The sequence below is a fragment of the Parviterribacter multiflagellatus genome (assembly GCF_056863265.1).
In genome coordinates, this window is record NZ_JBXPIZ010000004.1 from 335856 (window position 1) to 361132 (window position 25277).

Annotated in this window: 15 protein-coding genes; 7 read left to right on the plus strand and 8 right to left on the minus strand. The window is 73.6% G+C overall.

The window, feature by feature from the left end; translation table 11 throughout:
- Positions 1–101: 101 nt before the first annotated feature.
- The 3 genes from AC1UE5_RS11060 to AC1UE5_RS11070 all read left to right on the plus strand — a co-directional run bounded on the left by AC1UE5_RS11060 (position 102) and on the right by AC1UE5_RS11070 (position 3820).
- Entirely contained in the window at positions 102–1253 is a 1152-nt protein-coding gene (locus AC1UE5_RS11060) for a sensor histidine kinase (RefSeq protein WP_482923123.1), read from the plus strand.
- A 68-nt stretch (positions 1254–1321) separates the two neighbouring features.
- Positions 1322–1921, plus strand: coding sequence for a response regulator (locus tag AC1UE5_RS11065; protein WP_482923316.1), 600 nt, complete (start codon positions 1322–1324; stop codon positions 1919–1921).
- Between the two features lie 66 nt (positions 1922–1987).
- Positions 1988–3820 carry a methyl-accepting chemotaxis protein gene (locus AC1UE5_RS11070; protein ID WP_482923125.1) on the plus strand — a complete coding sequence of 611 codons (1833 nt, stop codon included), beginning with the start codon at positions 1988–1990 and terminating at the stop codon, positions 3818–3820.
- 12 nt (positions 3821–3832) lie between these two features.
- Here the strand turns inward: AC1UE5_RS11070 and AC1UE5_RS11075 are convergent, their stop codons facing one another.
- Positions 3833–4972, minus strand: a complete 1140-nt coding sequence (locus AC1UE5_RS11075; protein WP_482923127.1) for an acyl-CoA dehydrogenase family protein — start codon at positions 4970–4972, stop codon at positions 3833–3835.
- A 48-nt stretch (positions 4973–5020) separates the two neighbouring features.
- On the opposite strand from AC1UE5_RS11075, the gene AC1UE5_RS11080 reads away from it, so the two are divergent.
- Positions 5021–7786 (plus strand): AAA family ATPase, encoded by a 2766-nt coding sequence (locus AC1UE5_RS11080; protein ID WP_482923129.1) that lies wholly within the window; start codon positions 5021–5023, stop codon positions 7784–7786.
- Positions 7787–7842: 56 nt separating this feature from the next.
- Here the strand turns inward: AC1UE5_RS11080 and AC1UE5_RS11085 are convergent, their stop codons facing one another.
- The 3 genes from AC1UE5_RS11085 to AC1UE5_RS11095 are packed head-to-tail and all read right to left on the minus strand — an operon-like array spanning position 7843 to position 10723.
- On the minus strand, positions 7843–8616 hold the full coding sequence (locus AC1UE5_RS11085) for a Crp/Fnr family transcriptional regulator (protein WP_482923131.1): 774 nt from the start codon (positions 8614–8616) through the stop codon (positions 7843–7845).
- Between the two features lie 50 nt (positions 8617–8666).
- A complete protein-coding gene (locus tag AC1UE5_RS11090; RefSeq protein ID WP_482923133.1) occupies positions 8667–9548 on the minus strand; it encodes an HAD family hydrolase in 882 nt (293 codons plus the stop codon).
- A complete protein-coding gene (locus tag AC1UE5_RS11095) occupies positions 9548–10723 on the minus strand; it encodes an acetyl-CoA C-acetyltransferase (RefSeq protein ID WP_482923135.1) in 1176 nt (391 codons plus the stop codon). Before AC1UE5_RS11095 ends, AC1UE5_RS11090 begins: the two co-directional genes overlap by 1 nt.
- Between AC1UE5_RS11095 and AC1UE5_RS11100 the strand changes: the two genes are divergently transcribed.
- The 3 genes from AC1UE5_RS11100 (at position 10722) to AC1UE5_RS11110 (ending at position 15400) form a co-directional block, all read left to right on the plus strand.
- On the plus strand, positions 10722–12329 hold the full coding sequence (locus AC1UE5_RS11100; protein WP_482923137.1) for a lysyl oxidase family protein: 1608 nt from the start codon (positions 10722–10724) through the stop codon (positions 12327–12329). The genes AC1UE5_RS11095 and AC1UE5_RS11100 overlap by 2 nt on opposite strands.
- A gap of 7 nt (positions 12330–12336) precedes the next feature.
- Positions 12337–13785 carry a leucyl aminopeptidase gene (locus AC1UE5_RS11105; RefSeq protein ID WP_482923139.1) on the plus strand — a complete coding sequence of 483 codons (1449 nt, stop codon included), beginning with the start codon at positions 12337–12339 and terminating at the stop codon, positions 13783–13785.
- Between the two features lie 238 nt (positions 13786–14023).
- Positions 14024–15400 (plus strand): MFS transporter, encoded by a 1377-nt coding sequence (locus AC1UE5_RS11110; protein WP_482923141.1) that lies wholly within the window; start codon positions 14024–14026, stop codon positions 15398–15400.
- Here the strand turns inward: AC1UE5_RS11110 and AC1UE5_RS11115 are convergent.
- The 4 genes from AC1UE5_RS11115 to AC1UE5_RS11130 are packed head-to-tail and all read right to left on the minus strand — an operon-like array spanning position 15390 to position 25157.
- Positions 15390–17849 (minus strand): SpoIIE family protein phosphatase, encoded by a 2460-nt coding sequence (locus AC1UE5_RS11115; RefSeq protein WP_482923143.1) that lies wholly within the window; start codon positions 17847–17849, stop codon positions 15390–15392. The genes AC1UE5_RS11110 and AC1UE5_RS11115 overlap by 11 nt on opposite strands.
- Positions 17846–18412: a chemotaxis protein CheB gene (locus AC1UE5_RS11120; protein ID WP_482923145.1), complete on the minus strand. Its 567-nt coding sequence runs from the start codon at positions 18410–18412 to the stop codon at positions 17846–17848. The genes AC1UE5_RS11115 and AC1UE5_RS11120 overlap by 4 nt, the downstream gene beginning before the upstream one ends.
- Positions 18409–19263, minus strand: coding sequence for a CheR family methyltransferase (locus AC1UE5_RS11125; protein ID WP_482923147.1), 855 nt, complete (start codon positions 19261–19263; stop codon positions 18409–18411). The genes AC1UE5_RS11120 and AC1UE5_RS11125 overlap by 4 nt, the downstream gene beginning before the upstream one ends.
- On the minus strand, positions 19248–25157 hold the full coding sequence (locus AC1UE5_RS11130) for a HAMP domain-containing protein (RefSeq protein WP_482923149.1): 5910 nt from the start codon (positions 25155–25157) through the stop codon (positions 19248–19250). The genes AC1UE5_RS11125 and AC1UE5_RS11130 overlap by 16 nt, the downstream gene beginning before the upstream one ends.
- Between the last annotated feature and the right edge of the window lie 120 nt (positions 25158–25277).

The window sequence follows — 25277 nt, forward strand, 5'->3', positions numbered from 1 at the left end:
ATCGGCGCAGGGGTCGAACCGGCGTCTCCACCCGTGGGTGGAGACCGTCTCCACCCGTGCGCCGATGACGCGCGCGCGAGGCGTCCGTACCGTGTCCGGCGATGTTCGAGGAGTTGCCGATCGGCCCGCCTGACGAGAAGCCGCCGCCCGTCGCCCGCTGGCTGCGCCTCTTCGGCTTCGTCGGCATGACCGTCGTCGTCCTCGTCGTCGTGCTCACCGATCCGCAGCCCGGGACGTCCGGCGACGGCCTGGTCGTCTCGCTCGCGCTCGCGGGGCTCGTCGCCGGCCTGCTCATCGGCCAGCCGCGGCGCACGCTGCCGCCCGGCGGCCGGTTCGCCGCCCTCCTGCTCGTCGTCGGCACCTCGCTAGTGCTGATGGCCGTGCAGGTCGACGGCGCCGCGGTCGGCGGGCTGTTCTTCGCGGTCGTCATCGCCGCGCTGCGCCTGCGGCAGCCCGTCGCCTTCGGCCTCCTGCTGCTCGCCGTGGCCGGGAGCGGCGTCGCCGCCGCGATCGGGGGTGTGGACGACCCGCTCGGGCAGGCGCTGGGCCTGCTCTTCGCGCTCGTCCCGTGGGTGCTCGTCCTGCGGCTGCTGCGCGACCTCGCGCGGCGCGAGATCGAGCTGCGGGCGTCGCAGGCGGCGGAGTCCGAGGCGGCCAAGCAGGCCGAGCGCGGCCGCCTGGCGCGCGACATGCACGACGTGCTGGCGCACTCGCTCTCGGCGCTGGCGCTGCAGCTGGAGGGCGCGCGCCTGCTGGCCCGCGACCGCGACACCGATCCCGAGGTCCTCGACGCCATCGAGCGGGCCCGCCACCTCGCGACGAGCGGGCTGGACGAGGCGCGCGGGGCCATCGCGGCGCTGCGCGGGGACGAGCTGCCGGGGCCGGAGCGGCTGGAGCTGCTCACCGAGGCGTTCGCCGCCCACAGCGACGCGACGTGCACGCTGCAGGTCACCGGCGCGCCGCCGCCGCTCTCCTCCGAGGCGCGCCTCGCGCTCTACCGGACGGCGCAGGAGGCGCTCACGAACGTCCGCAGGCACGCCGCGGCCCGGCACGTGGACGTCGCGCTCACCTACGCGCCCGACGGCGCGACGCTCGTCGTCCAGGACCACGGGCCGGGGACGCCGGTGACGGTCGGCGGGGGTGGCGGCTACGGCCTGACCGGCATGCGGGAGCGCGCGGAGCTCCTCGGCGGCCGCCTGACCGCCGCGCCGACCGCGGACGGCTTCCGCGTCGAGCTGTGGGTGCCGGCGTGAGCGCCGCGTCCGCGCCCGTGCGGGTCCTGCTCGCCGACGACCAGCGCGTCGTGCGCGACGGCCTGGCGATGCTGCTCGGGTTCCTCGACGGGATCGAGCTGGTCGGCGTCGCCGCCGACGGGGAGGAGGCGCTCGCGCTCGCCGCCGAGCACGACCCCGACGTCGTCCTCATGGACCTGCGGATGCCCCGCTGCGACGGCATCGAGGCGACGCGGCGGCTGACCGCGGCCGGCCCGCGCCCGCGCGTCGTCGCGCTCACGACCTACGCCGACGACGCCTCGGTGCTCGGCGCGCTGCGCGCCGGCGCGAAGGGCTACCTGACCAAGGACGCGGGCGCCGACGAGATCCGCGCCGCGGTGCTGGCCGTCGCGCGCGGGGAGGCGGCGCTCGACCCGGCCGTCCAGCACCACGTGGTGAGCGCGCTCGCCGAGGGGACGGCGACCCCGGCGGGCGCCCCGGTGCAGCCCGCGCTCCCCGACGACCTCACGCCGCGCGAGGCCGAGGTCCTCCAGCTCATCGCGACCGGCCTGACCAACGCGGAGATCGCCGAGCGCCTCGTCGTCTCGCCCGCGACCGTCAAGTCGCACGTCAACCACCTCTTCGCCAAGATCGGCGCGCGGGATCGCGGACAGGCCGTCGCGTACGCGTTCCGCAACGGCCTCGCCTGACCGGTCAACCGCACGCTCCGCCGATCGGCGGATGCATGGCGCGTCGCCGCTGCCGATCCCCCGGCCGTGGCCTCCCTCCGACACATCGCGATCGGCCAGCGTCTCGCCGTCGCCTTCTCCGCCGTCTGCCTCCTCTGCGCCGTCGTGGCGCTCGTCGGCCTGCGCGGCTCGAGCCGCCAGAACGACGCGACCCACCTGCTGAACGACACCGCGACCTTCGCCGAGCAGGTCACCGAGATCAGCGACGACGTGGAGATGGACGTCCGTGACATCGTCCGCCACCTGTACGTCGCCGACGGCGACGTCGAGCGGCAGGACGAGCTGCAGGCCGAGATCGAGCAGCGCGACCGGGAGCTGACCGCGGACATCGAGGCGATCGCCCGCGCGCACACGGTCTCCGACGCCGACACGGCGGAGCTGCGGCGCACCCACGAGGCGTTCGAGGACACGGTCGCGAAGGCGGTCGCGCAGTCGCGGGCCGAGACGGTCGAGGGCAGCGACCGCACCACCTCGCGCACGACGTTCCTCGACGAGGTGGAGCCCGCCGAGCACGCCTTCGAGGGCGCGCTCGTCACCGTCAAGCGCGACGCCGACGGGGTGAAGGCCGCCGCCGCCCGCACGTCTGAGGACACCGCGTCGTCCTCGCGCACCCTGATCCTGATCGCGGCGGCCGCAGCACTGCTTCTCGGCGCCGCGCTCGCGTTCCTCATCACCCGCTCGATCACCGGCCCGCTGCAGCGCGTCCGCGCACGGCTCGCGACGCTGCGCGAGGACGACGTCGCCGGACTCGGCGAGGGCCTGCGCGCGATGGCCGACGGCGACCTGACCGCCACCCTCACCGCGAGCACCGAGCCGCTCGACGACCCGGCCCGCGACGAGCTCGGCGCGCTCGCCCGCTCCGTGGACGAGATCCGTGCCGAGACCGCGAGCTCGATCGGCGCCTACGCGGACGCCCGCGCCGGCCTGGCCGGCATCGTCGGCTCGGTGACCGAGCAGGCCGCGGGCCTCAACGCCGCCTCGCGGGTCATGGCGAGCACGTCGGAGGAGGCCGGCCGCGCCGTGGACGAGATCGCCCGCGCCGTCGGGGCCGTCGCGACCGGCGCCGAGCGCCAGGTCCGCTCCATCGAGGAGGCCCGCCTGGCCACCGACGAGGTCGGCACGGCCACCGCCGCGTCCGCGCGCACCGCCCAGGAGACGGCGGCGGTCGCCGAGCAGGCGCGCCGCGTCGCCGAGGAGGGCGTCGCCGCGGTCGCCGAGGCCACCGACGCGATGACCGACGTGCGCGACGCGTCGGGGCAGGTGACCGCCGCGATGCGTCAGCTCGGCGCGAAGTCCGACCAGATCGGCACCATCGTCGAGACGATCACCGCCATCGCCGGCCAGACCAACCTGCTGGCGCTGAACGCGGCGATCGAGGCCGCCCGCGCCGGCGAGCAGGGCCGCGGGTTCGCGGTCGTCGCGGAGGAGGTCCGCCAGCTCGCCGAGGAGTCGCAGGAGGCCGCGGCGACGATCTCCGCGCTCGTCGCCGAGATCCAGACCGAGACGACCGGCGCCGTCGCGGTGGTCGAGCGCACGACCGAGCGCACCGTCCGCGGCGCCGAGACCGTCGACCGCGCCCGCGAGGCCTTCAACCGCATCGGCAGCTCCGTCGAGGACATGACCGGCCGCGTCGACGCGATCGCCGCCACCGTCGCCCAGATCGCCTCCGCCGCGCAGAAGGTCGGCGCCGACATGGGCGAGGTCGCGAACGTGGCCGAGGCGTCCTCCGCCTCCACCGAGGAGGTCTCCGCCTCCACCGAGCAGACCAGCGCCTCCGCCCAGGAGATCGCCGCCAGCGCCCAGCAGCTCGCGGTCACCGCGGACCAGCTCGAGCGCCTCGTCTCCCGCTTTCGCTGCTAGCCCGTCGCCGCGCTACGCCCCCAACGCGCGGGCGATGACCATCTGCTGCACCTCGTCGGTGCCCTCGCCGATCGTGAGGATCTTCGCGTCGCGGTAGAAGCGGCAGACGGGGTACTCCTCGATGAAGCCGTAGCCGCCGTGGATCTGCACGGCCTCCTCGGTGGCGCGGACGGCGAGGCGGCCCGTCTTGAGCTTGGCCTGGGCGGCGGTGAGCGTGAAGTTCTTGCCCGCGTCCTTGAGCAGCGCCGCCTTGTAGACGAGCAGGCGCGCGGCCTCGATCTCGGTGGAGAGGTCGGCGAGCTTGGCCTGGATGGCCTGGAACTTCGAGATCGGCTTGCCGAACGCGCGGCGCTCCTTCGCGTACGCGAGCGCCTCGTCCAGCGCGCCCTGCGCGAGGCCGACGCCCATCGCCGCGACGCCGATCCGGCCGATGTCGAGGATGTGGAGGAACTGCTTGAAGCCCGCCCCGCGCGGCCCGAGCATCGCGCTCTCCGGAACCCGGCAGTCGGTGAACGTCAGCGGCCGCGTGTCGGACGCGTTCCAGCCCATCTTCCGGTACGGCTCGCCCTGCTCGTAGCCGGGCGTGCCGTTGGGGACGAGGAAGTTCGAGATCTCGTCCTCGCCGGTCTTGGCGGTGATCGCGACGACGCCGCTGATGTCGGTGCCGGCGTTGGTGATGAACTGCTTGGCGCCGTTGATGACCCACTCGCCGGCGCCCTCGTCGAACACCGCACGGGTCTGCGTGTTGCCCGCGTCGGAGCCGGCCTCCGGCTCGGTCAGGCCGAACGCGCCGAGCCGCTCGCCCGACGTCAGCTGCGGGAGCCACTCGCGCTTCTGCTCGTCGGAGCCGAACAGGTAGATCGGCTGCGTCCCGAGCGACGTGTGGGCGCACAGCGTGATCGCGACGCTGGAGTCGACGCGCGTCAGCTCCTCGACGGCGAGCGCGTAGGCCAGCGTGTCGGCGCCCGCGCCGCCGTGCTCCTCGGGGAACGGGATCCCCATGAGGTTGAGCTCGCCCAGCTTCCGCACGATCTCGTACGGGAACGCCTTCGTGCGGTCGAGCTCCTCCGCGACGGGCTTGACCTCGCCCTGGGCGAAATCGCGGACCGTCCGCTGGATGAGCTGGTGGTCTGGGGACAGGTCGAAGTTCATCGCGCGCCAACGATAGATGTCGTGCGCATTGGTGCGTAGGCTTGCCGCATGCTCCACGGACGGGAGTCGGAAGTCGCCCAGCTCGATGCTCTGCTCGACGGTGCGCTGGAGGGGCGCAGCGGCGCCCTGGTGCTCAGCGGGGAGCCCGGGATCGGGAAGACGAGCCTGCTCGAAGCGGCCGAACAGCGGGCCGCGGGCACGCTTCGGGTCCTGCGCACGCGCGGCTTCGAGTCCGAGCGCGACCTGCCGTTCGCCGGCCTCTACGCGCTCCTCGCGCCGGTGCTCGACCACCGCGACCGCATCCCCGGCGTCCAGGCCCGCGCGCTCGGCACCGCGCTGGCCGTCGAGGCGCCCGCTCCGCACGACCCGTTCGCCGTCCCCGCCGCCGTCCTGTCGATGCTCGCCGTCGTGGCCGAGGAGGGGCCGGTGCTCGCGGTCGTCGACGACCTGCAGTGGCTGGATCCGGCGTCCCAGCGCGCCGTGCTGTTCGCGGCGCGCCGGCTCGGGGCCGAGGGCGTCGCGATCCTGCTCGCCACGCGCGCGGAGGACGAGGTCCTGCAGCAGCTCGCGGGCCTGCCGCGGCTCGACGTCGGCCGGCTCCCCGACGACGCGGCGATGGCGATGCTCCGCGAGGCCGCGGGCGCGCCGCTGGCCCGCACCGTCGCTGAGGACCTCGTCCGCACCGCGGGCGGCAACCCGCTCGCGCTGCGCGAGCTGCCGGGCGCGTTGACCGACGCGCAGCGCGCCGGGATGGAGCCGCCGCTGATGCGCCTCCCGCAGGGCAGCGCGGTCGAGCGCGCGTTCCGCCACCGCTTCGAGGGCCTGGACGACGACACGCGCCGTGCGCTGACGCTCGTCGCCGCGTTCGAGTCCGGCGCCGCCGCGACGGCGCTCCAGGCGCTCGGGAAGCTCGGGCTGGGGCTGGAGCAGCTGGAGCTGGGCGAGGAGGCCGGGCTGCTGCGGCTCGAGCAGCGTGAGGTCGCGTTCCGCCACCCGCTGCTGCGCTCGCTCGCCTACCACGCGGGCACGAGCACCGCGCGGCTGGCCGCGCACCGCGCGCTGGCCGAGACCGTCGCCGACCCCGGCCAGCGCGCGTGGCACCTCAGCGCCGCCGCGCTCGGCGCGGACGACGACGCGGCCGCGGCGCTGGACGAGGCCGCCGAGGGCGCCCGGGCCCGCGGCGCGTCGAGCGAGGCGGCAGCCGCCGCGCAGCGCGCCGCGGAGCTGAGCTCGAACCCGACCGACGCCGTCCGCCGCTTCACCGCCGCTGCGACCGACCTCGCGCTGGCCGGCCGGGCCGACGAGGCGCTCGTGACGATCGACCGGGCCGCCGCGCTCGCGCCGTCCGCCGCCGAGGCCGCCGCGCTGCTCATCCTGCGCGGCCGCGTCGACATCCGCCGCGGGGCGCTGCTCGAAGGGCGCGAGCTGCTGGTCGAGCAGGCCGAGGCCGCCGCCGAGCGCGACCCGGTGCTCGCCGCGTTCCTGTTCCTCGAGGCCGGCGTCGCCGACATCACGATGGGGTCGACCGAGCGCGTCCTCCACGACGGCCGCCGCGCGCAGGAGCTGGCCGCCGGCCACGACCGCGACCTCGAGCTGTCCGGCACGCTCCTCCAGGCGCTGGGGCTGGTGCCGGTCGGGCGGGCGAAGGAGGCCGACCCGCTGTTCGACCGCTCCTCCGGCGCGCTGCTGGAGACCGACCCGCTCGTCGCGCCCGCCGAGTTCTTCGCGTTCGGCGCCCAGTGCGCGATGTGGCTGGAGCGGTACGACCTCGCCGGCGAGGTGATGGAGCGTCAGATCGACGTGCTCCGCGAGGCGAGCGCGATCGGCCGCATGCCGTACCCGCTCGCGGTGCGGGCGCACCTGAGCTTCCGCCTCGGCCGTTGGCAGCAGGCGCTCGCCGCGGCCGACGAGGGCGTCGCGCTGGCGCGGCAGACCGGGCAGGCGCCGCAGGTCGCGTTCTGCCTCTCGGCGCAGGCGATCGTCACCGCGGGCCGCGGCGACATGCAGGCCGCCGCGGCGCTCGCGCGCGAGGCGCACGGCATCGTCGACCAGCTGGGCGGCGGCCCGCTGCGGATCTACACCGCGGCCGCGCTCGGGTTCGCGGCGCTGGCGCGGGAGCAGCTGACCGAGGCGCTCGACCACTTCCGCGTCGCGGCGCAGACCGTCGACGAGCTGGGTGGCGGCGAGCCCGGGATGCTCCAGTTCGACGGCGAGTACGTGGAGCTGCTGGCGCGGCTCGGGCACCGGGAGGAGGCCGAGAAGCGGCTGGCGTGGCTGGAGGGCTGCGCCGAGGCGACCGGCCGGCAGTGGACGAAGGCCGTGGTCGCGCGGCTGCGCGGGACGCTCGCGCCCGAGGACGCGTACGTGCCGCACTTCGAGGAGGCGCTGAAGCTGGCGAGCGCGGACCGCCAGCCGTTCGCGACAGCCCGCGTGCGGCTCGCCTACGGCCAGCGGCTGCGGCGCACCGGCGAGCGGACCGCGTCGCGCGAGCAGCTCGTGGCTGCCGGCGAGGTGTTCGAGCGGCTCGGCGCGGCGCGCTGGGCCGAGCAGACCCAGGACGAGATGAAGGCGTCCGGCCAGACGCTGCGGCGGCGCTCGATGCCCGACTCCGAGGCGCTCACGCCGTCGGAGCTGCAGGTCGCGCTGCGCGTCGCGGAGGGCCTGACCAACCGCGAGGTCGCCGCGGCGATCTTCCTCAGCCCGAAGACCGTCGAGCACCACCTGTCGGCGATCTACCGCAAGCTCGGCATCCGCTCGCGGACCGAGCTGGCGCGCCGGATCGCCGAGGCGGAGCCCGAGGCCGTCGTCGCCTGAGCCGGCGGCGGGACGTCCACCGGCCCGCCCCGCGCCAGGGAGATCAGGTCAGGCTCCTAGGCGGCGAGACGGGCCAGCAGATGGGCGGGCGGCGCGCCGGACAGCACCCAGCGGCCGCCGCGGCCCTGTCGCGCGACGACGCCCCGGGTGACGAGCTTGCGCATCGCCGCGTTGACGGACGTCCGCTGCGCGCCGAGCAGCTCGGCCAGCAGCGCCTGCGAGAGCGGGAGCGCGAGCACGACCTCGCCCTGCTCGCGGCGCCCCCAGCGGTCGGCCAGGTGCCAGAGCAGCAGCTCGACCCGCACCTCCAGCCGCGGCACCTGCACCAGCGCCATCCGCGTGGCGAGGCTGCCGGCCGGCGACAGCATCCGCGCGCCGAGCTGGGCGAGGACCGCGGGCACCGTGCAGCAGGCGGTCACGACACCGCGGTCGATGCCGATCAGCCGCACGGTCTCCAGCGCCGTCCACGACGTGTCCGTCTCGATCTGCGCGTAGGCGTCGGTCGCGCCCTGGGCGGGCCGGATCACGTCCCCCGGGCCGACCAGCTCGGCGCTGCGCCGGGAGCCGAGGCGCACATGGCGGACGAGCACGCCCTCGACGACGAGGAAGCCGAGGTCCTCAGGTCGGACGTGCGGGTCGCCCAACGCGTCCCACACGCCCCGCCCCAGCTGGTACGCCTCCGCCATGATGCCCGCCGCGGCCGCGTGATCCCGCGCGGTGGGCGCGAGGTCGGCGTCCTCGGCGAGCAACCCGACCAGCCCGAGCGGGCACAACCGGCCGCTGCGCCTCTCCCGCAGCGGCCGGACCCCCGCCAACGTCGTTGCTCCCATGGCCGCTAAGAGCCGCGACCCCCGAAGTTGTGACGAGCCGCGCCGCGCAATCAGCGCGAGGTGCGCGATCTGGCGTTGCCGACCACGACACGGCGCCGCGGCGGCGGGGTGCGCGTGCGCGCGGCGACCTGCGAGCCGACCCCGCCCGCGACCGCCATCGCGGTGACCGCGGCGGCCACGCGGACGCGGCGGCCGAGGCGCTCGAAGCGCAGGACGTCCCAGCCCTCCTCGCGCGCGACGCGCGCGAGCGTGGTGTCCGGGTTCACCGCGACCGGGTGGCCGACGGCGCGCAGCATGGGGAGATCGGACTCCGAGTCGCTGTAGGCGTAGGACGCGGCGAGGTCGAGGTCCTCCGCCTCGGCCAGCTCCCGCATCGCGACGGCCTTGCCCTCGCGGTAGGTGAACGGCCCGTCCGGACGGCCGGTGTAGCGGCCGTCGCGGATCTCCGAGCGCGCGCCGATGCCGCCGTCGAAGACGAGCACGTGCGCGAGCAGCTCGGCCATCTCCTGCGACGCCGCGGTGACGATGTACACCGGGCGGCCGGCGTCCTGGTGCTCGTACGCGACCGCGAGCATCTGCGGGTACAGCCGCGGGAGGACGCCGGCGAGCACGCGCGGCATGAGCCGCTGCAGGTCGACGACGCGGGCGTCCTTGATCGAGGTGTAGATGCGCTCGCGCAGCGCGTCGGTCGCCTCGTCGGTCGAGCCCTGGAGGCGGAACCGCACGTTCGCCCACGCGTCGCGCGCGAGCTGCCGCCGGGACAGCAGCCCGGCCTCGTACGAGGCGCGGCCGAACTGGAAGGCGCTGGACCCCGCCATCAGGGTCCGGTCCAGGTCGAAGAAGGCGCCCGCGCGGGGAGGACTCGCTGACGCTCCTCCTCCCCGCCCGGGCGCTTGGGAGAACTCGCTGGCGCTCCTTCTCCCGGTCGTCATCAGACCTTGATCAGGACGGCGTCGCCCTGGCCGCCGCCCGAGCAGATCGCCGCCATGCCGTATCCGCCGCCGCGCCGGCGCAGCTCGTGCACGAGCGCGCCGATGATGCGGGCGCCGGACGCGCCGATCGGGTGCCCGAGCGCCACCGCGCCGCCGTTGACGTTGACCTTGTCCTCGTCGATGCCGAGCAGCCGCAGCGAGTGGAGGGTCACGGACGCGAACGCCTCGTTGATCTCCCACAGGTCGACGTCCTCGGGCTTCATGCCGAGCTTGTCGAGCAGCTTCTTCGACGCCATCGCCGGGGTCGTGGCCAGGTACGGGAAGTCGTTGGCCATCTGCGCCTGGCCGACGATCGTCGCGAGCACCTCGCGGCCGTTCTGCTGCGCCCACTCGTCGCTCGACAGCACCAGCGCGCCGGCGCCGTCGTTGACGCCCGGCGAGTTGCCGGCGGTGTGCGAGCCCTCCTTGCCGACGAGGCCCGGCAGCTTCGCGAGAGACTCGAGCGAGGAGCCGCGGCGCGGGCCCTCGTCGACCTCGACGACCGTGTCGCCCTTGCGGCCCTTGACCGTCACGGGGACGATCTCGTCGCTCATCCGGCCCTCGTCGATCGCCTTGAGCGCGAGCTCGTGGGAGCGCAGCGCCCACTTGTCGAGGTCGGGGCGCGTGATCTCCAGCTCGTCGCCGACCTCGGTGGCCTCGACGAACATCTGCTTGCCGCTGAACGGGTTGGTGAGCCCGTCGTGGACCATGGCGTCGAGCGCCTTGGCGTCGCCCATCCGGTAGCCGAAGCGGGCCTGCGGGAGGAGGTACGGGGCCTGCGACATCGACTCCATGCCGCCGCCGACGCCGACCGTCACGTCGCCCGCGCGGATGGCGGAGTCGAGGAGGCCGACGGCGCGCACCGAGGAGGCGCACACCTTGTTGATGGTCTCCGAGGAGACCTCCTTCGGGATCCCCGCCTTGATCTGGGCCTGACGCGACGGGATCTGACCCTGACCCGCCTGCAGCACCTGACCCATCACGACGTGGTCGACCTGCTCCGGCTCGACGTTCGCCCGCTCGAGCGCGGTCTTGATCGCGGTTCCGCCCAGATCGGTAGCGTCGAGGGACGAGAGTCCTCCACCGAGCTTTCCGATGGGAGTTCGAGCGGTTCCAAGGATGACGGTCTTCGGCATGGACAGCTCCCAGTGGTTCGCGAGGAAGGCGCAGAGGCGCCGGACGCGCAGCATATTTGTCTGCACGCTCGCGTTCGTCGTGACGGGTGTCGCGAGCGCGTCCGCCGCGCTGCCGGACCTCGTGAGCGACCCCGTGACGAGCCCGCAGCTCGGGGTCTACGCCGACGACGGCGGCGGGCAGCGGCTGCTCCTGCGGTTCGACTCGTACGTCCACAACACGGGGCCGGGGCCGCTGGCCGTGCGGTTCGGCGTCACCGGGCCGGGTGGCGCCGGGGACACCGCGGGGGAGCCGCAGCAGCTGATCGACGGGACGTGGCACGACATGCCGGCGCCGGCCGAGGTCGTGTTCGAGACCGGCAGCCTCACCAACGAGGACGGCCACGACCACTGGCACCTGCAGCGGGCGGCGGCGTACGAGCTGGCGCTGCCCGCTGGCGGGAGCCTCGTCGCGCCCGCGCAGAAGGTCGGGTTCTGCCTGCTCGACAGCCTGCCGGTCGAATCGTCCGACCCGCCGGTGTACGGCGCCAACTGCCAGCGCGCCTCGGGCACGGTGACCATGGGCGTCTCCGCGGGCTGGCGGGACCTCTACACGCGCAACCTCGCGCACCAGTGGGTCGACGTCTCGGACGTGGTGCCGGGCCAGTACGCGCTGCGCGCGTGGGTCGACCCGGACGGGCTGATCGCGGAGGCCGACGAGGCGAACCCGCCGTCGGAGCGGGCGGTCGTGGTCGCCGGGTACGTGGCCAAGCCGCGCATCGCCGCCGACGTCGTGCAGCTGGAGGGCACGCCGTTCGTGCCTTCGGGCGGGCTGGCGGCGCCGCAGTACCGGATCGAGAAGGCGCCCGCGCACGGGACGGTCGACCGGCCCGTCGGCGTCTGGTTCGGCGATCCGACCGTGCGGTACACGCCGGCCGACCCCGCGAGCCCCGTGCCGGACGCGATCGAGTACGTCGTCCGCGCGGGCGACAGCGCGTTCCCTCGCACCCCGCCCCGCGCGACCGTGGCGTTCGGCGGCGGTGAACGGCTGGCGATCGGCGGGGCGCCCGCGACGCTGGTCGCCGGGACGAGCGTGCAGCTGTCCGCGGCCGGGCCGACGGGCGGCGGCGTCGCGTGGTCGGCGACCGCCGGGTCGGTGACGCAGGACGGCCTGTACACGGCGCCCGCCGTGCCGGGGCCGGTGACCGTGCGCGCGGCGACGCCGGCCGGGGCGGCGGACGCCGTGACGATCGACGTCGTCGCGCCACCGGTGCCGCAGCCCGCGCCGCTCCCCTCGACCGCGCCCGCGGGGGATCCGGCGACGCCGCCGGCGCGGACCCTGACGCCGCTCCCGCCCGTGTTCCCGCGGCGCGCGATCGAGAAGGCCTCCGCGGAGCGCACCGGCCGCTACGTCGTCGTCGCGGTGACGCCGGGGCGTGCTGGCGTGGTCCGGGTCGCGCTGCGGCGCAGCGGGCGGACGCTGCGGTCCTGCCGCGTGCGGGCGTCCGCGGGGCGTTCGGTGACGTGCCGGCTGCGGCGGCCGCCGTCCGGCCGCGGGCCGCTGCGCGTGGTGGTCCAGGTCGGGAAGGTGGCCCGTGCCGTCCCGATCCGCGCCGGACACGTACACTGACGCGCTCTTGCGCGTCTCGGCCACCACCCAGGCTCCTCGCGACACCGCCGCGGACACCGTCGTCGTCGGCGTGTTCGAGGGCGAGGACGTCGCGCACGACGTCTCCGGCGGGGCCCTCCAGGGCCTGCTGACGAGCGGCGAGGCCAAGCACGGGTTCCGCAAGCTCGCGGTCGCGCACGCCGACGGCAAGCGGTGGATCGTCCTCGGGCTCGGGGAGCGCGAGCGGTTCGACGCCGAGCGGGCGCGGGTCGCCGCGGCGACCGCGCACGGCCGGGCGAAGGAGCTCGGCGCGTCGGTGCTGGCCTGGGAGGTCCCGCACCACGTCTCGGACGAGGTCGTCGGCGGGCTGGTCGAGGGCACGCTGCTCGCGGCCTACACGTTCAAGCAGTTCAAGTCGGGCGCCGAGGACAGCTCGGAAGGGCTCGCGGAGCTGCTCGTGTCCGCGCACCACGACGTCAGCGCGCCGGTGGCACGCGCCGAGGTGCTCGCCCGCGCCGCGAACCGCGCGCGGGACCTGCAGAACACGCCGGCCAACCACATGACGCCGACGGTGCTCGGGCAGCGGGCGCTGGCGCTGGCGAGCGAGCATCCGAAGCTCGAGGCGTCGGTCGAGGGGCGCGAGCAGATCGTCGCGCGCGGGATGGGGACGTTCGCCGCCGTCGCGCGCGGGTCCGACGAGGAGCCGCAGCTGATCGTCCTGCGCTGGTCGGGCGCTCCGGACCCGGACGCCGCGCCGGCCGTCGGGCTGGTGGGGAAGGCCGTCACGTTCGACTCCGGCGGCATCTCGATCAAGCCCGCGGCGAAGATGCACGAGATGAAGTTCGACATGTCGGGCGGCGCCGCGGTCATCGAGACCATGGGCGCGATCGCCGAGCTCGACCTGCCGATCAACGTCGTCGCCGTCGTCGGCGCGACCGAGAACCTCATCAACGGGCACGCGATGAAGCCCGGCGACATCTTCACGACGAAGGCCGGCCTCACCGTCGAGGTCAACAACACCGACGCCGAGGGGCGCCTGGTGCTGGCCGACTGCCTCGCCTACGCGCGGGAGCTGGGCGCCGAGCGGCTCGTCGACGTCGCGACGCTCACCGGCGCCGTCGTCGTCGCCCTGGGCTCCACCTACACCGCGCTGATCTCCAACGATGACGAGTGGGCGGCCGCGGTCGCCGCCGCCGGCGCCGTGTCGGGCGAGCTCACGTGGCGCCTCCCGCTGCACGAGGAGTACGCCGACCTGGTGAAGGGCAAGTACGCCGACCTCACCAACGCCCCCGAGGGCCGCAAGGCCGGCACGATCACCGCGGCCGAGTTCCTCAAGCGCTTCGCCGAGGACACCCCCTGGGCGCACCTCGACATCGCGGGCACGGCCGACTCCAACGGCCGCGCCTACACGCCCTCCGGCGGCGCCGGCGTCCCGGTGCGCCTGCTGACGAACCTCGTCAGCACCCTCGCCGCCTAGCCAAGCCGCGCCCCGGCGCGCCACCGCGCGCCTCCGGACTGTCACACCGGAAAGTCGATCGACGCCAAGGTCCCGCTATACGGGACCTTCTCGTCAATCGACTTTCCGGTGCGGAGGTCGAGGCGGCGGGGACTTGTGAGTGGGTACTCACTTCGCTATAAAGGAAGCAGTCACTCACAAGTGCGCTGGAGCGGAGATGCAAGCGAACAAGACCTCACCAGGCTGGACCCTCGCGATCGTGTCGATCGCGCTGTTCATGGTCACGCTCGACAACCTCGTCGTGACGACCGCGCTGCCGAGCATCCGCGAGGACCTCGGGGCGAGTCTGAGCGAGCTCGAGTGGACGGTGAACGCGTACACGCTCGCCTTCACCGTGTTCCTGCTGCCGGGAGCGGCGCTCGGGGATCGGTTCGGGCGCAAGGCGATGTTCCTCGTCGGGCTGACGGTCTTCACCGTCGCGAGCGCGCTGGCCGCGCTGGCGCCCGGGACGACCGAGCTCGTGCTCGCCCGCGCGCTGCAGGGGCTGGGCGCCGGGCTCGTCGCGCCGCTCACGCTCACGCTCCTCTCCGAGGCGTTCCCCGGCGACAAGCGCGGCGCCGCGATCGGCATCTGGTCGGGCGTCAGCGGGCTGGGCGTCGCGCTCGGGCCGCTCGTCGGCGGCGCGGTGGTCGAGGGGATCTCGTGGCAGTGGATCTTCTGGCTCAACGTCCCGGTCGGGATCGCGCTGCTGCCGCTGGCCGCGCGGATGCTCACCGAGTCGACCGGGCCGGCGCGCATGCTCGACCTGCCCGGCGTCGCGCTGGCGGGCACCGGCCTGCTCGCGCTGACGTACGGCATCGTCGAGGGGAACGCGGACGGGTGGGGGAGCACCGCGACGATCACGCGCATCGGCGCGGGCCTCGCGATCCTCGCCGCCTTCGTCGCGTACGAGGCGCGGACGAAGCACCCGATGCTCCCGCCGCGCTTCTTCAAGAGCCGCGGCTTCGCCTCCACGAACGCGGTCAGCTTCGCGATGTTCTTCGGGATCTTCGGCTCCATCTTCCTGCTCGCCCAGCTCTTCCAGACGGTGCAGGGCCACGACCCGCTGCAGGCCGGCCTGCGCACGCTCCCGTGGACGGGCATGCCGATGCTCGTGGCGCCGATCGCGGGCCTGCTCTCGGACCGGATCGGCTCCCGCCCGCTGATGGCCGCCGGCCTGACGCTCCAAGCGATCGCCATCACGTGGATCGCCGCGGTCCAGGAGGTCACGACGCCGTACGCGGAGGTCGTCGTCCCGCTGATCCTCGGCGGCGCCGGCATGGGCCTCGTCTTCGCGCCGGCGGCGAACGCGGTGCTCAGGAGCGTGCGGGCGGAGGAAGCCGGTCAGGCGAGCGGCGCGACGAACGCGATCCGCGAGCTGGGCGGCGTCCTCGGCATCGCCGTGCTGGCCGCCGTGTTCGCGCGGCACGGGGGATACGCGAGCCCGGAGGCGTTCCTGGACGGCCTGCGGCCGGCGCTCCACGTCGGCGCCGTCGTCCTCGTCCTTGGCGCCGTCGCCGCGCTGTTCGTGCCCGGCCTGCCGAAGACCGAGCACACCGAGACCCGCGCCACGACGCCCGAGCCCGTCAGGGCGTAGACGCCGCGGACTCCGAGGACGGCGATCGTTCCTGCGCCGCGCGCAACGCGCGGCGCAGGATCACGGTCGAGCCCGACGGCCGCTGCTCGATCTCCACAGCGTCCATCAGCGCGCGCATCAGCGGCAGCCCGCGGCCGCGGTCGTGGGAGATGCCGTCCCGCCAGCCGCCCCGGTCGCGCACCGTGATCACGACCTCGCCGTCCCCGTCGCCGGAGCGGGTGAGCGACACCGTGAACGGCTCCGCGGTCAGCCCGTAGGCGTGCTCGATCGCGTTCTGCGCCGCCTCGTTGGTCGCCATCACGATGTCCTGCACCTCGGCGTCGTCGGCGCCCGCCTCGACCAGCCACCGGCGCAGGGCCTGGCGGAACGCCGAGAGCGCCGGCGCCTCGCCGATCAGCTCCATGTCGAGCCGGTCGCCCAGCGACATCGACGCGCGCACGACCACGAGCGTCACGTCGTCCACCGACGTGTCGGTCGCGCCGATCGTCCCCCGCAGCACCCGCTCGCACATCGGCTCGGGCTCGTCCGGCCCGCCGTCGATCACGGCGAGCTCCAGCCGCTCGATCCCGCGGTCGATCAGCTCGTCGCGCTGCTCCACCAGCCCGTCGGTGTAGAGGACGAGCGTCGCGCCCGGCTCGAGGACCGCCGCGCCCTCCTCGTAGCCCACGACGTCCAGGGCACCCAGCGGCACCGCCAGCGAGTCCTTCAGCGTGTGCGCGACCCCGTCGGCATCGAGCAGGAGCGGCGGCGGGTGGCCCGCGTTGGCGAACGTCAGGGAGCCGGTCGCCGGCTCCAGCAGCAGCACGCACGCGGTCGCCATCGAGTCCCACGACAGCGACAGGAGGAACCGGTTGAGCCGCTCCAGCGCTTGCGCCGGCGTCGCTCCGTCGAGGATGTGCGCGCGCAGCGCGCTGCGCAGCTGCCCCATCGTCGCGGCCGCGTCCACGCCGCGCCCCGCGACGTCGCCGATCACCAGCGCCACGCGCCCGCCGGGCAGCGCGATCGTGTCGTACCAGTCGCCGCCCACGCGCGTCCCGGCGCCGCCCGGCAGGTACCGCGCGGCCATCACGACGCCCGGGATCGTCGGCAGCGACTGCGGGAGCAGCGAGCGCTGCAGCTCCTCGGCGATCTTCTGCTGGCGCTCGAACAGCCGCACGCGCTCGATCGCCAGCGCCGCCCGGTCGGCGGCGAGCTGGAGCAGGTCGACGTCGGCCTCGGTGAAGGTCCGCGCGAACAGCGTCCCGACCTCCAGCGCCCCGAGCGGCCGGTCGTTGGCCAGCAGCGGCACGCCGACCAGCGAACGCACCGCGGCGCCGAGCGGGTGCTCGTTGAGCGCCGCGTCCTTGGACACGTCGGGCACGACGATCGCGCGCCGCTCGGCCATCACGCGTCCCGACAGCCCGCCGGTGTGCCCGCGGCCGTGCTCCTGCACGAACGCCGCCGCCTCGCCCGCCGCGTGCACGACGACGTGGCCCTGGCCCTCCTCCTCCAGCACGATCGCCGCGCCGTCGACGCCGAGCACGTCGCTGATGCGCCCGAGCAGCTCGGCGAGCAGGTCGTCGAGCCCGAGCGACGTCAGCGCCGCATCGGTGATGGCGCGGATCGCCCGCTGGCGCTCGGCGGTCGCCTCGGCCTGCGCGCGGGCGGCCTGCTCGCGCACGAGCTCCTCCCACGCCCGCTGCGCGCGCCGCCGCTCGCTGATGTCCTGCACCTGGACGAGCAGCGCCCGCAGGCGGCCGTCCTCGTCGCGCGCGGTCGAGAACGACAGCAGCGCAGGGATCTCGCCGCCGTGGCCGTCGACCAGCCGCTTCTCCACCTCGTACGTCGTCCGCCGCCCGCGCAGCAGGTCGCGCCGCTGCGCCGCGTCGATGCCGACGTCCTCCGGGTGCGTCACCGCGTCGATCGACCGGCCGAGCAGCTGGCCCTCCCGCACGCCGAGCACGTCCGCCAGCGCGCGGTTGACCTGCTGGAACGCGCCGTCCTCGTCGAGCCGCGCCATCCCGATCGCCGCCTGGTCGAACGTCGCGCGCAGCAGCTCCTCCGAGCGCGCGACGCTGCGGTTGGCCTCGTGCAGCTCGAGGAAGACCTGGACCTTGGCCCGCAGCAGCTCCGGGTCGTACGGCTTGAAGACGTAGTCGACGGCGCCGGTCTCGTAGCCGCGGAACACGTTCTCGCGCTCCTTCGAGATGGCGGTGACGAAGATGATCGGGATCGTCCGCGTCTTGCGCCGCCGCTTGATGTACTCGGCGGTCTCGAACCCGTCCAGCTCCGGCATCTGGACGTCGAGCAGGATCAGCGCGAACTCGTCGTGCAGCAGCCGCCGCAGCGCCTCCTGGCCCGACGTGACGCTGACCAGGTTGCAGTCGAGCGGCGCCAGCACGGCCTCGAGGGCGAGCAGGTTCTCCGTCCGGTCGTCGACCAGCAGGACGTTCGGGACGTCGGCGCTCACCGGCACAGTCTGCCCAGCTCCTGCGCGATCCCGTCGAGCGGCAGCACCGCGTCGGGCGTCAGCGCGTCCAGCGCGGCGTCCGGCATCTCCCGCCGCACGCACGTCTCCGGGTCCTGCACGATGGTGTGGCCTCCGCGCTGCTGGATCTCCAGCAGGCCGTGCGCGCCGTCCGCGTTGGCGCCCGTCAGGAGCACCCCGATCACCCGTTCCCCGTAGGACTCGGCCGCTGACTCGAAGAGCACGTCGATCGACGGGCGGGCGAACTGCACCGGCTCGTCGACCGTCAGCTCGGCCGAGCCGTGGTCCAGGAGGACGTGGTAGCCGGGCGGCGCCATCAGCACCGTCCCGGGGTTCAGAACCGACTTGTCCTCCGCGTCGACGACGCAGAGCGGCGTGTGGCGGTTCAGCAGGCCGGACAGGAGCTCGTCCTCGGCGTCCGGATCGCGGTGCTGGGCGACGACGATCGGCGTCGGGAAGTCGCGCCCGAGCTCTCCCAGGATGTGCTCCAGCGCCTGGAGGCCGCCCCAGGACGCCCCGATCACCACCACGTCGTATCCGCTCATCGCCTGCGCCGGTACAGCTTCTCAGCCGCGTCCAGCACCTCGTACTGGTCCTCGTGCGAGGCGACGACGGACTCCTTGTGGCCGAGGGCGAGGACGCCGAAGCGCGCGAGCGACTCGAGGAACAGGTCGTGGACGCGCTCCTGGAGCGGGCGCCCGAAGTAGATGAGCACGTTGCGGCAGACGATGAGCTGGAACTCGTTGAAGGACGAGTCCTGGGCCAGGTTGTGCTGCGCGAACACCGCCCCGTCGATCAGCGAGCGCGCGAAGACGGCCCGGTCGCCCTGCACCGTGTAGTACCGCGAGAAGTCGCCGGTGCCGCCGGCGCGCTGGTAGTTCTCGGTGTACCGGCGCATCTTCTCCATCGGGAACGAGCCCGAGCGCGCGACGTCGAGCACGTCGTCGTTCATGTCGGTGGCGTAGATGCGCACGCGGTCGAGGAGCCCCTCCTCGGCCAGCGCGATCGCGAGCGAGAAGGTCTCCTCGCCGGTCGAGCAGCCCGCGTTCCACACCCGCGCGTAGGGGTACGTGCGCAGGATCGGCACCACCCGCTCGCGCACCGCGCGGAAGAACGCGGGGTCGCGGAACATCTCCGTGACGTTGATGGAGAGGTCGCGCAGCAGCCGCTCCATCACGGCCGGGTCGTGGAGCACCCGCTCCTGGAGGCCCGACAGCGTGCGCACGCGCTCGTCGTGCGCACGCCGCCACAGCCGCCGCCGCAGCGACGCCCGCGCGTACCCGCGGAAGTCGTAGTGGTAGCGGCGGTAGACGGCCTCCAGGAGGAGGTCGACCTCGATGCGCTCGGCGTCGGAGTCGGTGTTGGGAGTGGGGGGTTGGGTCAGCGGTACAGCCACACGCGCATGAGCGACAGAAGCTGCTCGACGTCGACCGGCTTGGTGATGTAGTCGGACGCGCCGGACTGGATGGACTTCTCGCGGTCGCCCTTCATCGCCTTGGCGGTCAACGCGATGATCGGGAGGCCCTCGAACTGCGGCATCTGACGGACGGCACGGGTGGTCTCGTACCCATCCATCTCGGGCATCATCACGTCCATCAGCACGAGATCGACGTCGGGGTCGTCCTTGAGCTGCTCGATCGCCTCGCGCCCGTTCTCGGCGAACCGCACGAGCATCCCGCGCGCCTCCAGCGCGCTGGTGAGCGCGAAGACGTTGCGCACGTCGTCGTCGACGATCAGGACGGTGCGGCCCTGGAGGACCGAGTCGGCCTGGTGCATCGACTCCAGCCGCCGGCGGTCCTCCTCCGGGAGCGAGGACTCCGGGCGGTGCAGGAAGAGCGACGTCTCGGCCAGCAGCCGCTCGGGCGAGCCGGCGTCCTTGACGATGATCGACTCCGCGAACCGCTGCAGCCGCGTCTCCTCGCGCCGCGTCAGCGCCTTGCCCGTGTGGATGATCACCGGGACGTCGCGGTGGCGCTCGTCGGCCTTGACCTTCTCCAGGAACTGGAAGCCCGACTGCGCCTTCCCGCCCAGCTTGAGGTCGAGCACGATGCAGTCGAACCGGCCGGCCTCGAGCCGCTCGGACGCCTCCTCGGCGGTCTCCACCGCGGTGACGTCGACGCCCTCGCCGCCGACCAGCGCGGTGACCGCGTTGCGCTCGTCCTCGTCGTCCTCGACGACGAGCACGTGGCGCGTCGGCCGGTCGAGGAACGCGACCAGCTCGTCCAGCGCGGGCGACAGGTCGTCCGACCGCTGGCAGAACGACGCCGCGCCCTGGCGCAGCGCGCCCTGGCGCGCGTCCGTGTCGCCCACCGCGAGGACCGGCAGGTGACGCGTGCGCGGCTCGGCCTTCAGCTGCTCGAGCGCCCGGCTCTCCGCGTCGAGGTCGAGCAGGACGGCGTCGGGGCCGTACTCCTGCGCGAGCCCGATCGCCGCCGGGCCGCCCTGGGCGAGCAGGACCTTGAAGCCGGCCCCGCGCGCGCCCGCCGCCCACGCCTCGGCCTCGCCGGCCGAGCAGACGATGAGCAGGACGCGGTCGCCCGCGACGAGCTCCTCGCGGTCGTCGGGCGCGCCGCCCGCGATCGGCACCTCGAGCGCGCCGGGCTCGAGCTGGAGCGGCTGCGGCGCCACGTCGGCCTCCGCCGCCGCGTTCGGGCCCGTGCCGGTCGCCTCGGTGACCGTGACCGGCGTCGGCGACGGGACGTACGGCGCGGCGTGCTCGCCGCCGAGCTCGTCGTCCTCGATCGGCTGGACCTCGACGACCGCCGGCAGGTAGAGCGTGAACGCGCTCCCCTCGCCCGGCGTCGAGGTGACCTCGATCTTGCCGCCGAGCAGCGACGCGATCTCGCGCGAGATCGACAGGCCCAGGCCGGTGCCGCCGTAGCGGCGGCTCGTCCCGCTGTCGGCCTGCTGGAACGCCTCGAAGATCAGCCGCAGCTTGTCCTCGGGGATGCCGATGCCGGTGTCGCGGACGGTGAACGCCACCGCGTACCCGGAGTCCGCCGGGGCCGGCGCGATCGTCAGGTCGACCTCGCCGTCGTCGGTGAACTTGAACGCGTTGGAGAGCAGGTTGCGCAGCACCTGCTGGAGGCGCTGCTCGTCGGTGACGATCGACTGCGGGGCCGCGTCGTCGAGCGCCGTGGAGAACGTCAGGCCCTTCTCCTCGGCGACGCTGCGGAACGCGCGGTCGACGTAGTCCTTGAGGTCGCCCATCGGCAGCGGCGCCGCGTGGACCTCCATCTTGCCCGCCTCGACCTTGGACAGGTCGAGGATGTCGGAGATCAGCGCCAGCAGGTCCGAGCCGGCCTGGTGGATCGTCCGCGCGAACTCGATCTGCTTGTCGGTGAGGTTGCGGTCCGGGTTGTCGGACAGCAGCTTGGACAGGATCAGGAGCGAGTTGAGCGGCGTGCGCAGCTCGTGCGACATGTTCGCCAGGAACTCGCTCTTGTACTTGGAGGTGATCGCGAGCTCCTTCGCCTGCGCCTCCAGCGACTGGCGGGCGAGCTCGATCTCGCGGTTCTGCAGCTCGATGTCGCGGTTCTGCTGGCTGAGCAGCGCCGCCTTCTCCTGCAGCTCCTCGTTGGTCTGGCGCAGCTCCTCCTGCTGCGTCTGCAGCAGCTCCTCGGAGGCCTTCAGCGACTGCGCCTGCTGCTCGAGCTCCTGGTTGGAGCGCCGCAGCTCCTCCTGCTGGGACTGCAGCTCCTCCGAGCGCTCCTGCAGCTCGCGCGTCAGCTCCTGCGACTGCTCCAGCAGCTGCTCGGTGCGCTGGTTGGCGATGATCGCGTTGAGCACGACGCCGAGCGTCTCGGAGAGCTGCTCGAGGAACGTCTGGTCGACGTCGGAGAACTGGCCGAACCGCGCCAGCTCGATGACCGCCATCACCTGCTCCTCGAAGAGCACCGGGAGGACGACGATGTTGTTCGGCGCCGCCTCGCCCAGCCCGGACGTGATGCGGATGTAGTCGTCGGGCGCCTGCCGGATCATGATCGGCTTGGCCTCGAGCGCCGCCTGGCCGACGAGCGCCTCGCCGACCTTGAAGCGGTTGGAGAGCGACTTGCGCTCCTTGTAGCCGTACGACGCGATGAGCTGCAGCTCGTGCTCGCCGTCGCCGTTCGCGTCCTGGCCGTCGCCGTTGACCGAGTTGAGGAAGAACGCGCCGTGCTGCGCGTCGACCAGCGGCGTGATCTCGGACATGATCAGCCGCGAGACCTGGTTGAGGTCGCGCTGGCCCTGCATCAGGCCCGAGATGCGCGCGAGGTTGGAGTTCAGCCAGTCCTGCTGCGCGTTGCGCTCGGTCGTGACGCGCAGGTTCTCGATCATCTGGTTGACGATGTCCTTGAGCTCCGCGACCTCGCCGGAGGCGTCGACCGTGACCTGCCGCGTCAGGTCGCCCTGGGTCACGGCGGCGGACACGTCCTTGATCGCGCGCACCTGCGTGGTGAGGTTGCCTGCGAGCTGGTTGACCGACTCGGTCAGGCCGCGCCACGTGCCGGAGACGCCGCGCACCTCCGCCTGACCGCCCAGCTTGCCCTCGGTGCCCACCTCGCGGGCGACGCGGGTGACCTCGTCCGCGAAGGACGACAGCTGGTCGACCATCCGGTTGATCGTGTCGGCGAGCGCCGCGACCTCGCCGCGGGCCTCGACCGTGACCTTCTGCGACAGGTCGCCGTCGGCCACCGCCGTCGTCACCTGCGCGATCTGCCGCACCTGGTCGGTCAGGTTCGACGCCATCCCGTTCACCGACTCGGTGAGGTCGCGCCAGGTGCCGCTGACGCCCTTGACGTCCGCCTGGCCGCCGAGGACGCCTTCCGTACCGACCTCGCGGGCGACGCGGGTGACCTCGTCCGCGAAGGACGAGAGCTGGTCGACCATCGTGTTCATCGTGTCGGCCAGCGCGGCGACCTCGCCGCGGGCCTCGACGGTGACCTTCTGCGTCAGGTCGCCGTTCGCGACCGCCGTCGTCACCTGGGCGATCTGGCGGACCTGGTCGGTGAGGTTCGACGCCATGCCGTTCACCGACTCGGTGAGCGCCTTCCACGTGCCGGAGACGCCCTCGACCTCGGCCTGGCCGCCCAGCTTGCCCTCGGTGCCGACCTCGCGCGCCACGCGGGTGACCTCGCCGGCGAACGAGCGCAGGCGGTCGACCATCGTGTTCAGCGTGTCGGCCAGCGCCGCGACCTCGCCGCGCGCCTCGACGGTGATCTTGCCGGACAGGTCGCCGTTCGCGACCGCCGTGGTCACGGCGGCGATCGACCGCACCTGGTCGGTGAGGTTCGACGCCATGCCGTTCACCGACTCGGTCAGGTCCTTCCACGTGCCCGAGACGCCCTCGACCTCGGCCTGGCCGCCCAGCACGCCCTCGGTGCCGACCTCGCGGGCGACGCGGGTGACCTCGTCCGCGAAGGACGACAGCTGGTCGACCATCCGGTTGATCGTGTCGGCGAGCGCGGCGACCTCGCCCTTGGCCTCGACCGTCACCTTCTGGGTCAGGTCGCCGTCGGCCACGGCGGTCGTCACGTTGGCGATCTGGCGGACCTGGTCGGTCAGGTTCGACGCCATGCCGTTCACCGACTCGGTGAGGTCGCGCCACGTGCCGGACACGCCCTTGACGTCCGCCTGGCCGCCGAGGACGCCTTCCGTACCGACCTCGCGGGCGACGCGGGTGACCTCGTCCGCGAAGGACGAGAGCTGGTCGACCATGGTGTTCATGGTCCGCTTGAGCTCCAGGATCTCGCCGCGCGCGTCGACCGTGATCTTCTGGGAGAGGTCGCCGTTCGCGACCGCGGTGGTGACCTGGGCGATGTTGCGGACCTGATCCGTCAGGTTCGTCGCCATGCCGTTCACGGAGTCGGTGAGGTCGCGCCACGTGCCCGCGGCCCCCGGCACGTCGGCCTGGCCGCCGAGCACGCCCTCGGTGCCGACCTCGCGGGCGACGGAGGTGACCTGCTCCGCGAACGTGCGGAGCGTCTCGGTCATCGAGTTGATGGTGTCCGCGAGCGCGGCGACCTCGCCCTTGGCCTCGACGGTGATCTTCTGGTTGAGGTCGCCGTTGGCGACCGCGGTCGTCACGACGGCGATCTGGCGCACCTGGTCGGTCAGGTTCGTCGCCATCGAGTTCACGGAGTCGGTCAGGTCGCGCCACGTGCCCGCGGCGCCCGGCACGTCGGCCTGGCCGCCGAGCACGCCCTCGGTGCCCACCTCGCGCGCCACGCCGGTCACCTGGTCGGCGAACATCCGCAGCGTCTCGGTCATCGAGTTGATCGTGTCCGCGAGCGCGGCGACCTCGCCCTTGGCCTCGACCGTGATGCGCTGGGTCAGGTCGCCGTTGGCGATCGCGGTCGTCACGTTGGCGATCTGGCGGACCTGGTCGGTCAGGTTGCCCGCCATGCCGTTCACGGACTCGGTCAGGCCGCGCCACGTGCCGGACACGCCGCGGACCTCGGCCTGGCCGCCGAGGACGCCCTCGGTGCCGACCTCGCGGGCGACGCGGGTGACCTCGTCGGCGAAGGAGGAGAGCTGGTCGACCATCGTGTTGATCGTGTTCTTCAGCTCGAGGATCTCGCCGCGCGCGTCGACGGTGATCTTCTGCGACAGGTCGCCGTTCGCGACCGCGGTGGTGACCTGGGCGATCTGGCGGACCTGGGTGGTCAGGTTGCCCGCCATGCCGTTCACGGAGTCCGTGAGGTCCTTCCACGTGCCGGAGACGCCCTTGACCTTGGCCTGACCGCCGAGCTGGCCCTCGGTGCCGACCTCGCGGGCGACGCGGGTGACCTCGTCGGCGAAGGAGGAGAGCTGGTCGACCATCTGGTTGACCGTCGTGCCGATGCGGGCGAACTCGCCCTTGACCGGCTGGCCCTCGATCGTGAGCGCCATCTTGCGGTTCAGGTCGCCGCGGGCGACGGCCTCCATCACGACCGCGACCTCGGTCGACGGGCGGATGAGGTCGTCGATGAGCGCATTGACGGAGTCGATCGACTCGGCCCAGCCGCCCTCGACGGTGCCGAGCGAGGCGCGCTCGGTCATGCGGCCCTCGCGGCCGACGACGCGGCCGACGCGGCCGAGCTCGCGCGTCAGCGCGGCGTTGCGCTCCATCAGGGCGTTGACGGCCTTCTGCACCTCACCGATCGTGTCGGTGCGGCGCACGCGGATCTTCGTGGAGAAGTCCCCGTCTGCTGCGCGGTTGAGGGCGGCGAGGATCCCTTCGAGCGCGCGCTCGTCGATCGTGCCGTCGCCGTTCGCCGCGGACGAACCCGCGGCCTTGCGCTTCGTCGCGCCTGAGCGCGTTGTTGCCACGGTGCCTCCTGGCCCCTCGATTCGCGATCCGTGCGCAGGCTACTCCCACGCGCGCGGAAGGGGTTCGCTCTCGAACCCCGCGCTCCTTGGCGTGGAGCCGGGCTTGCAGCGCCGCGGCGC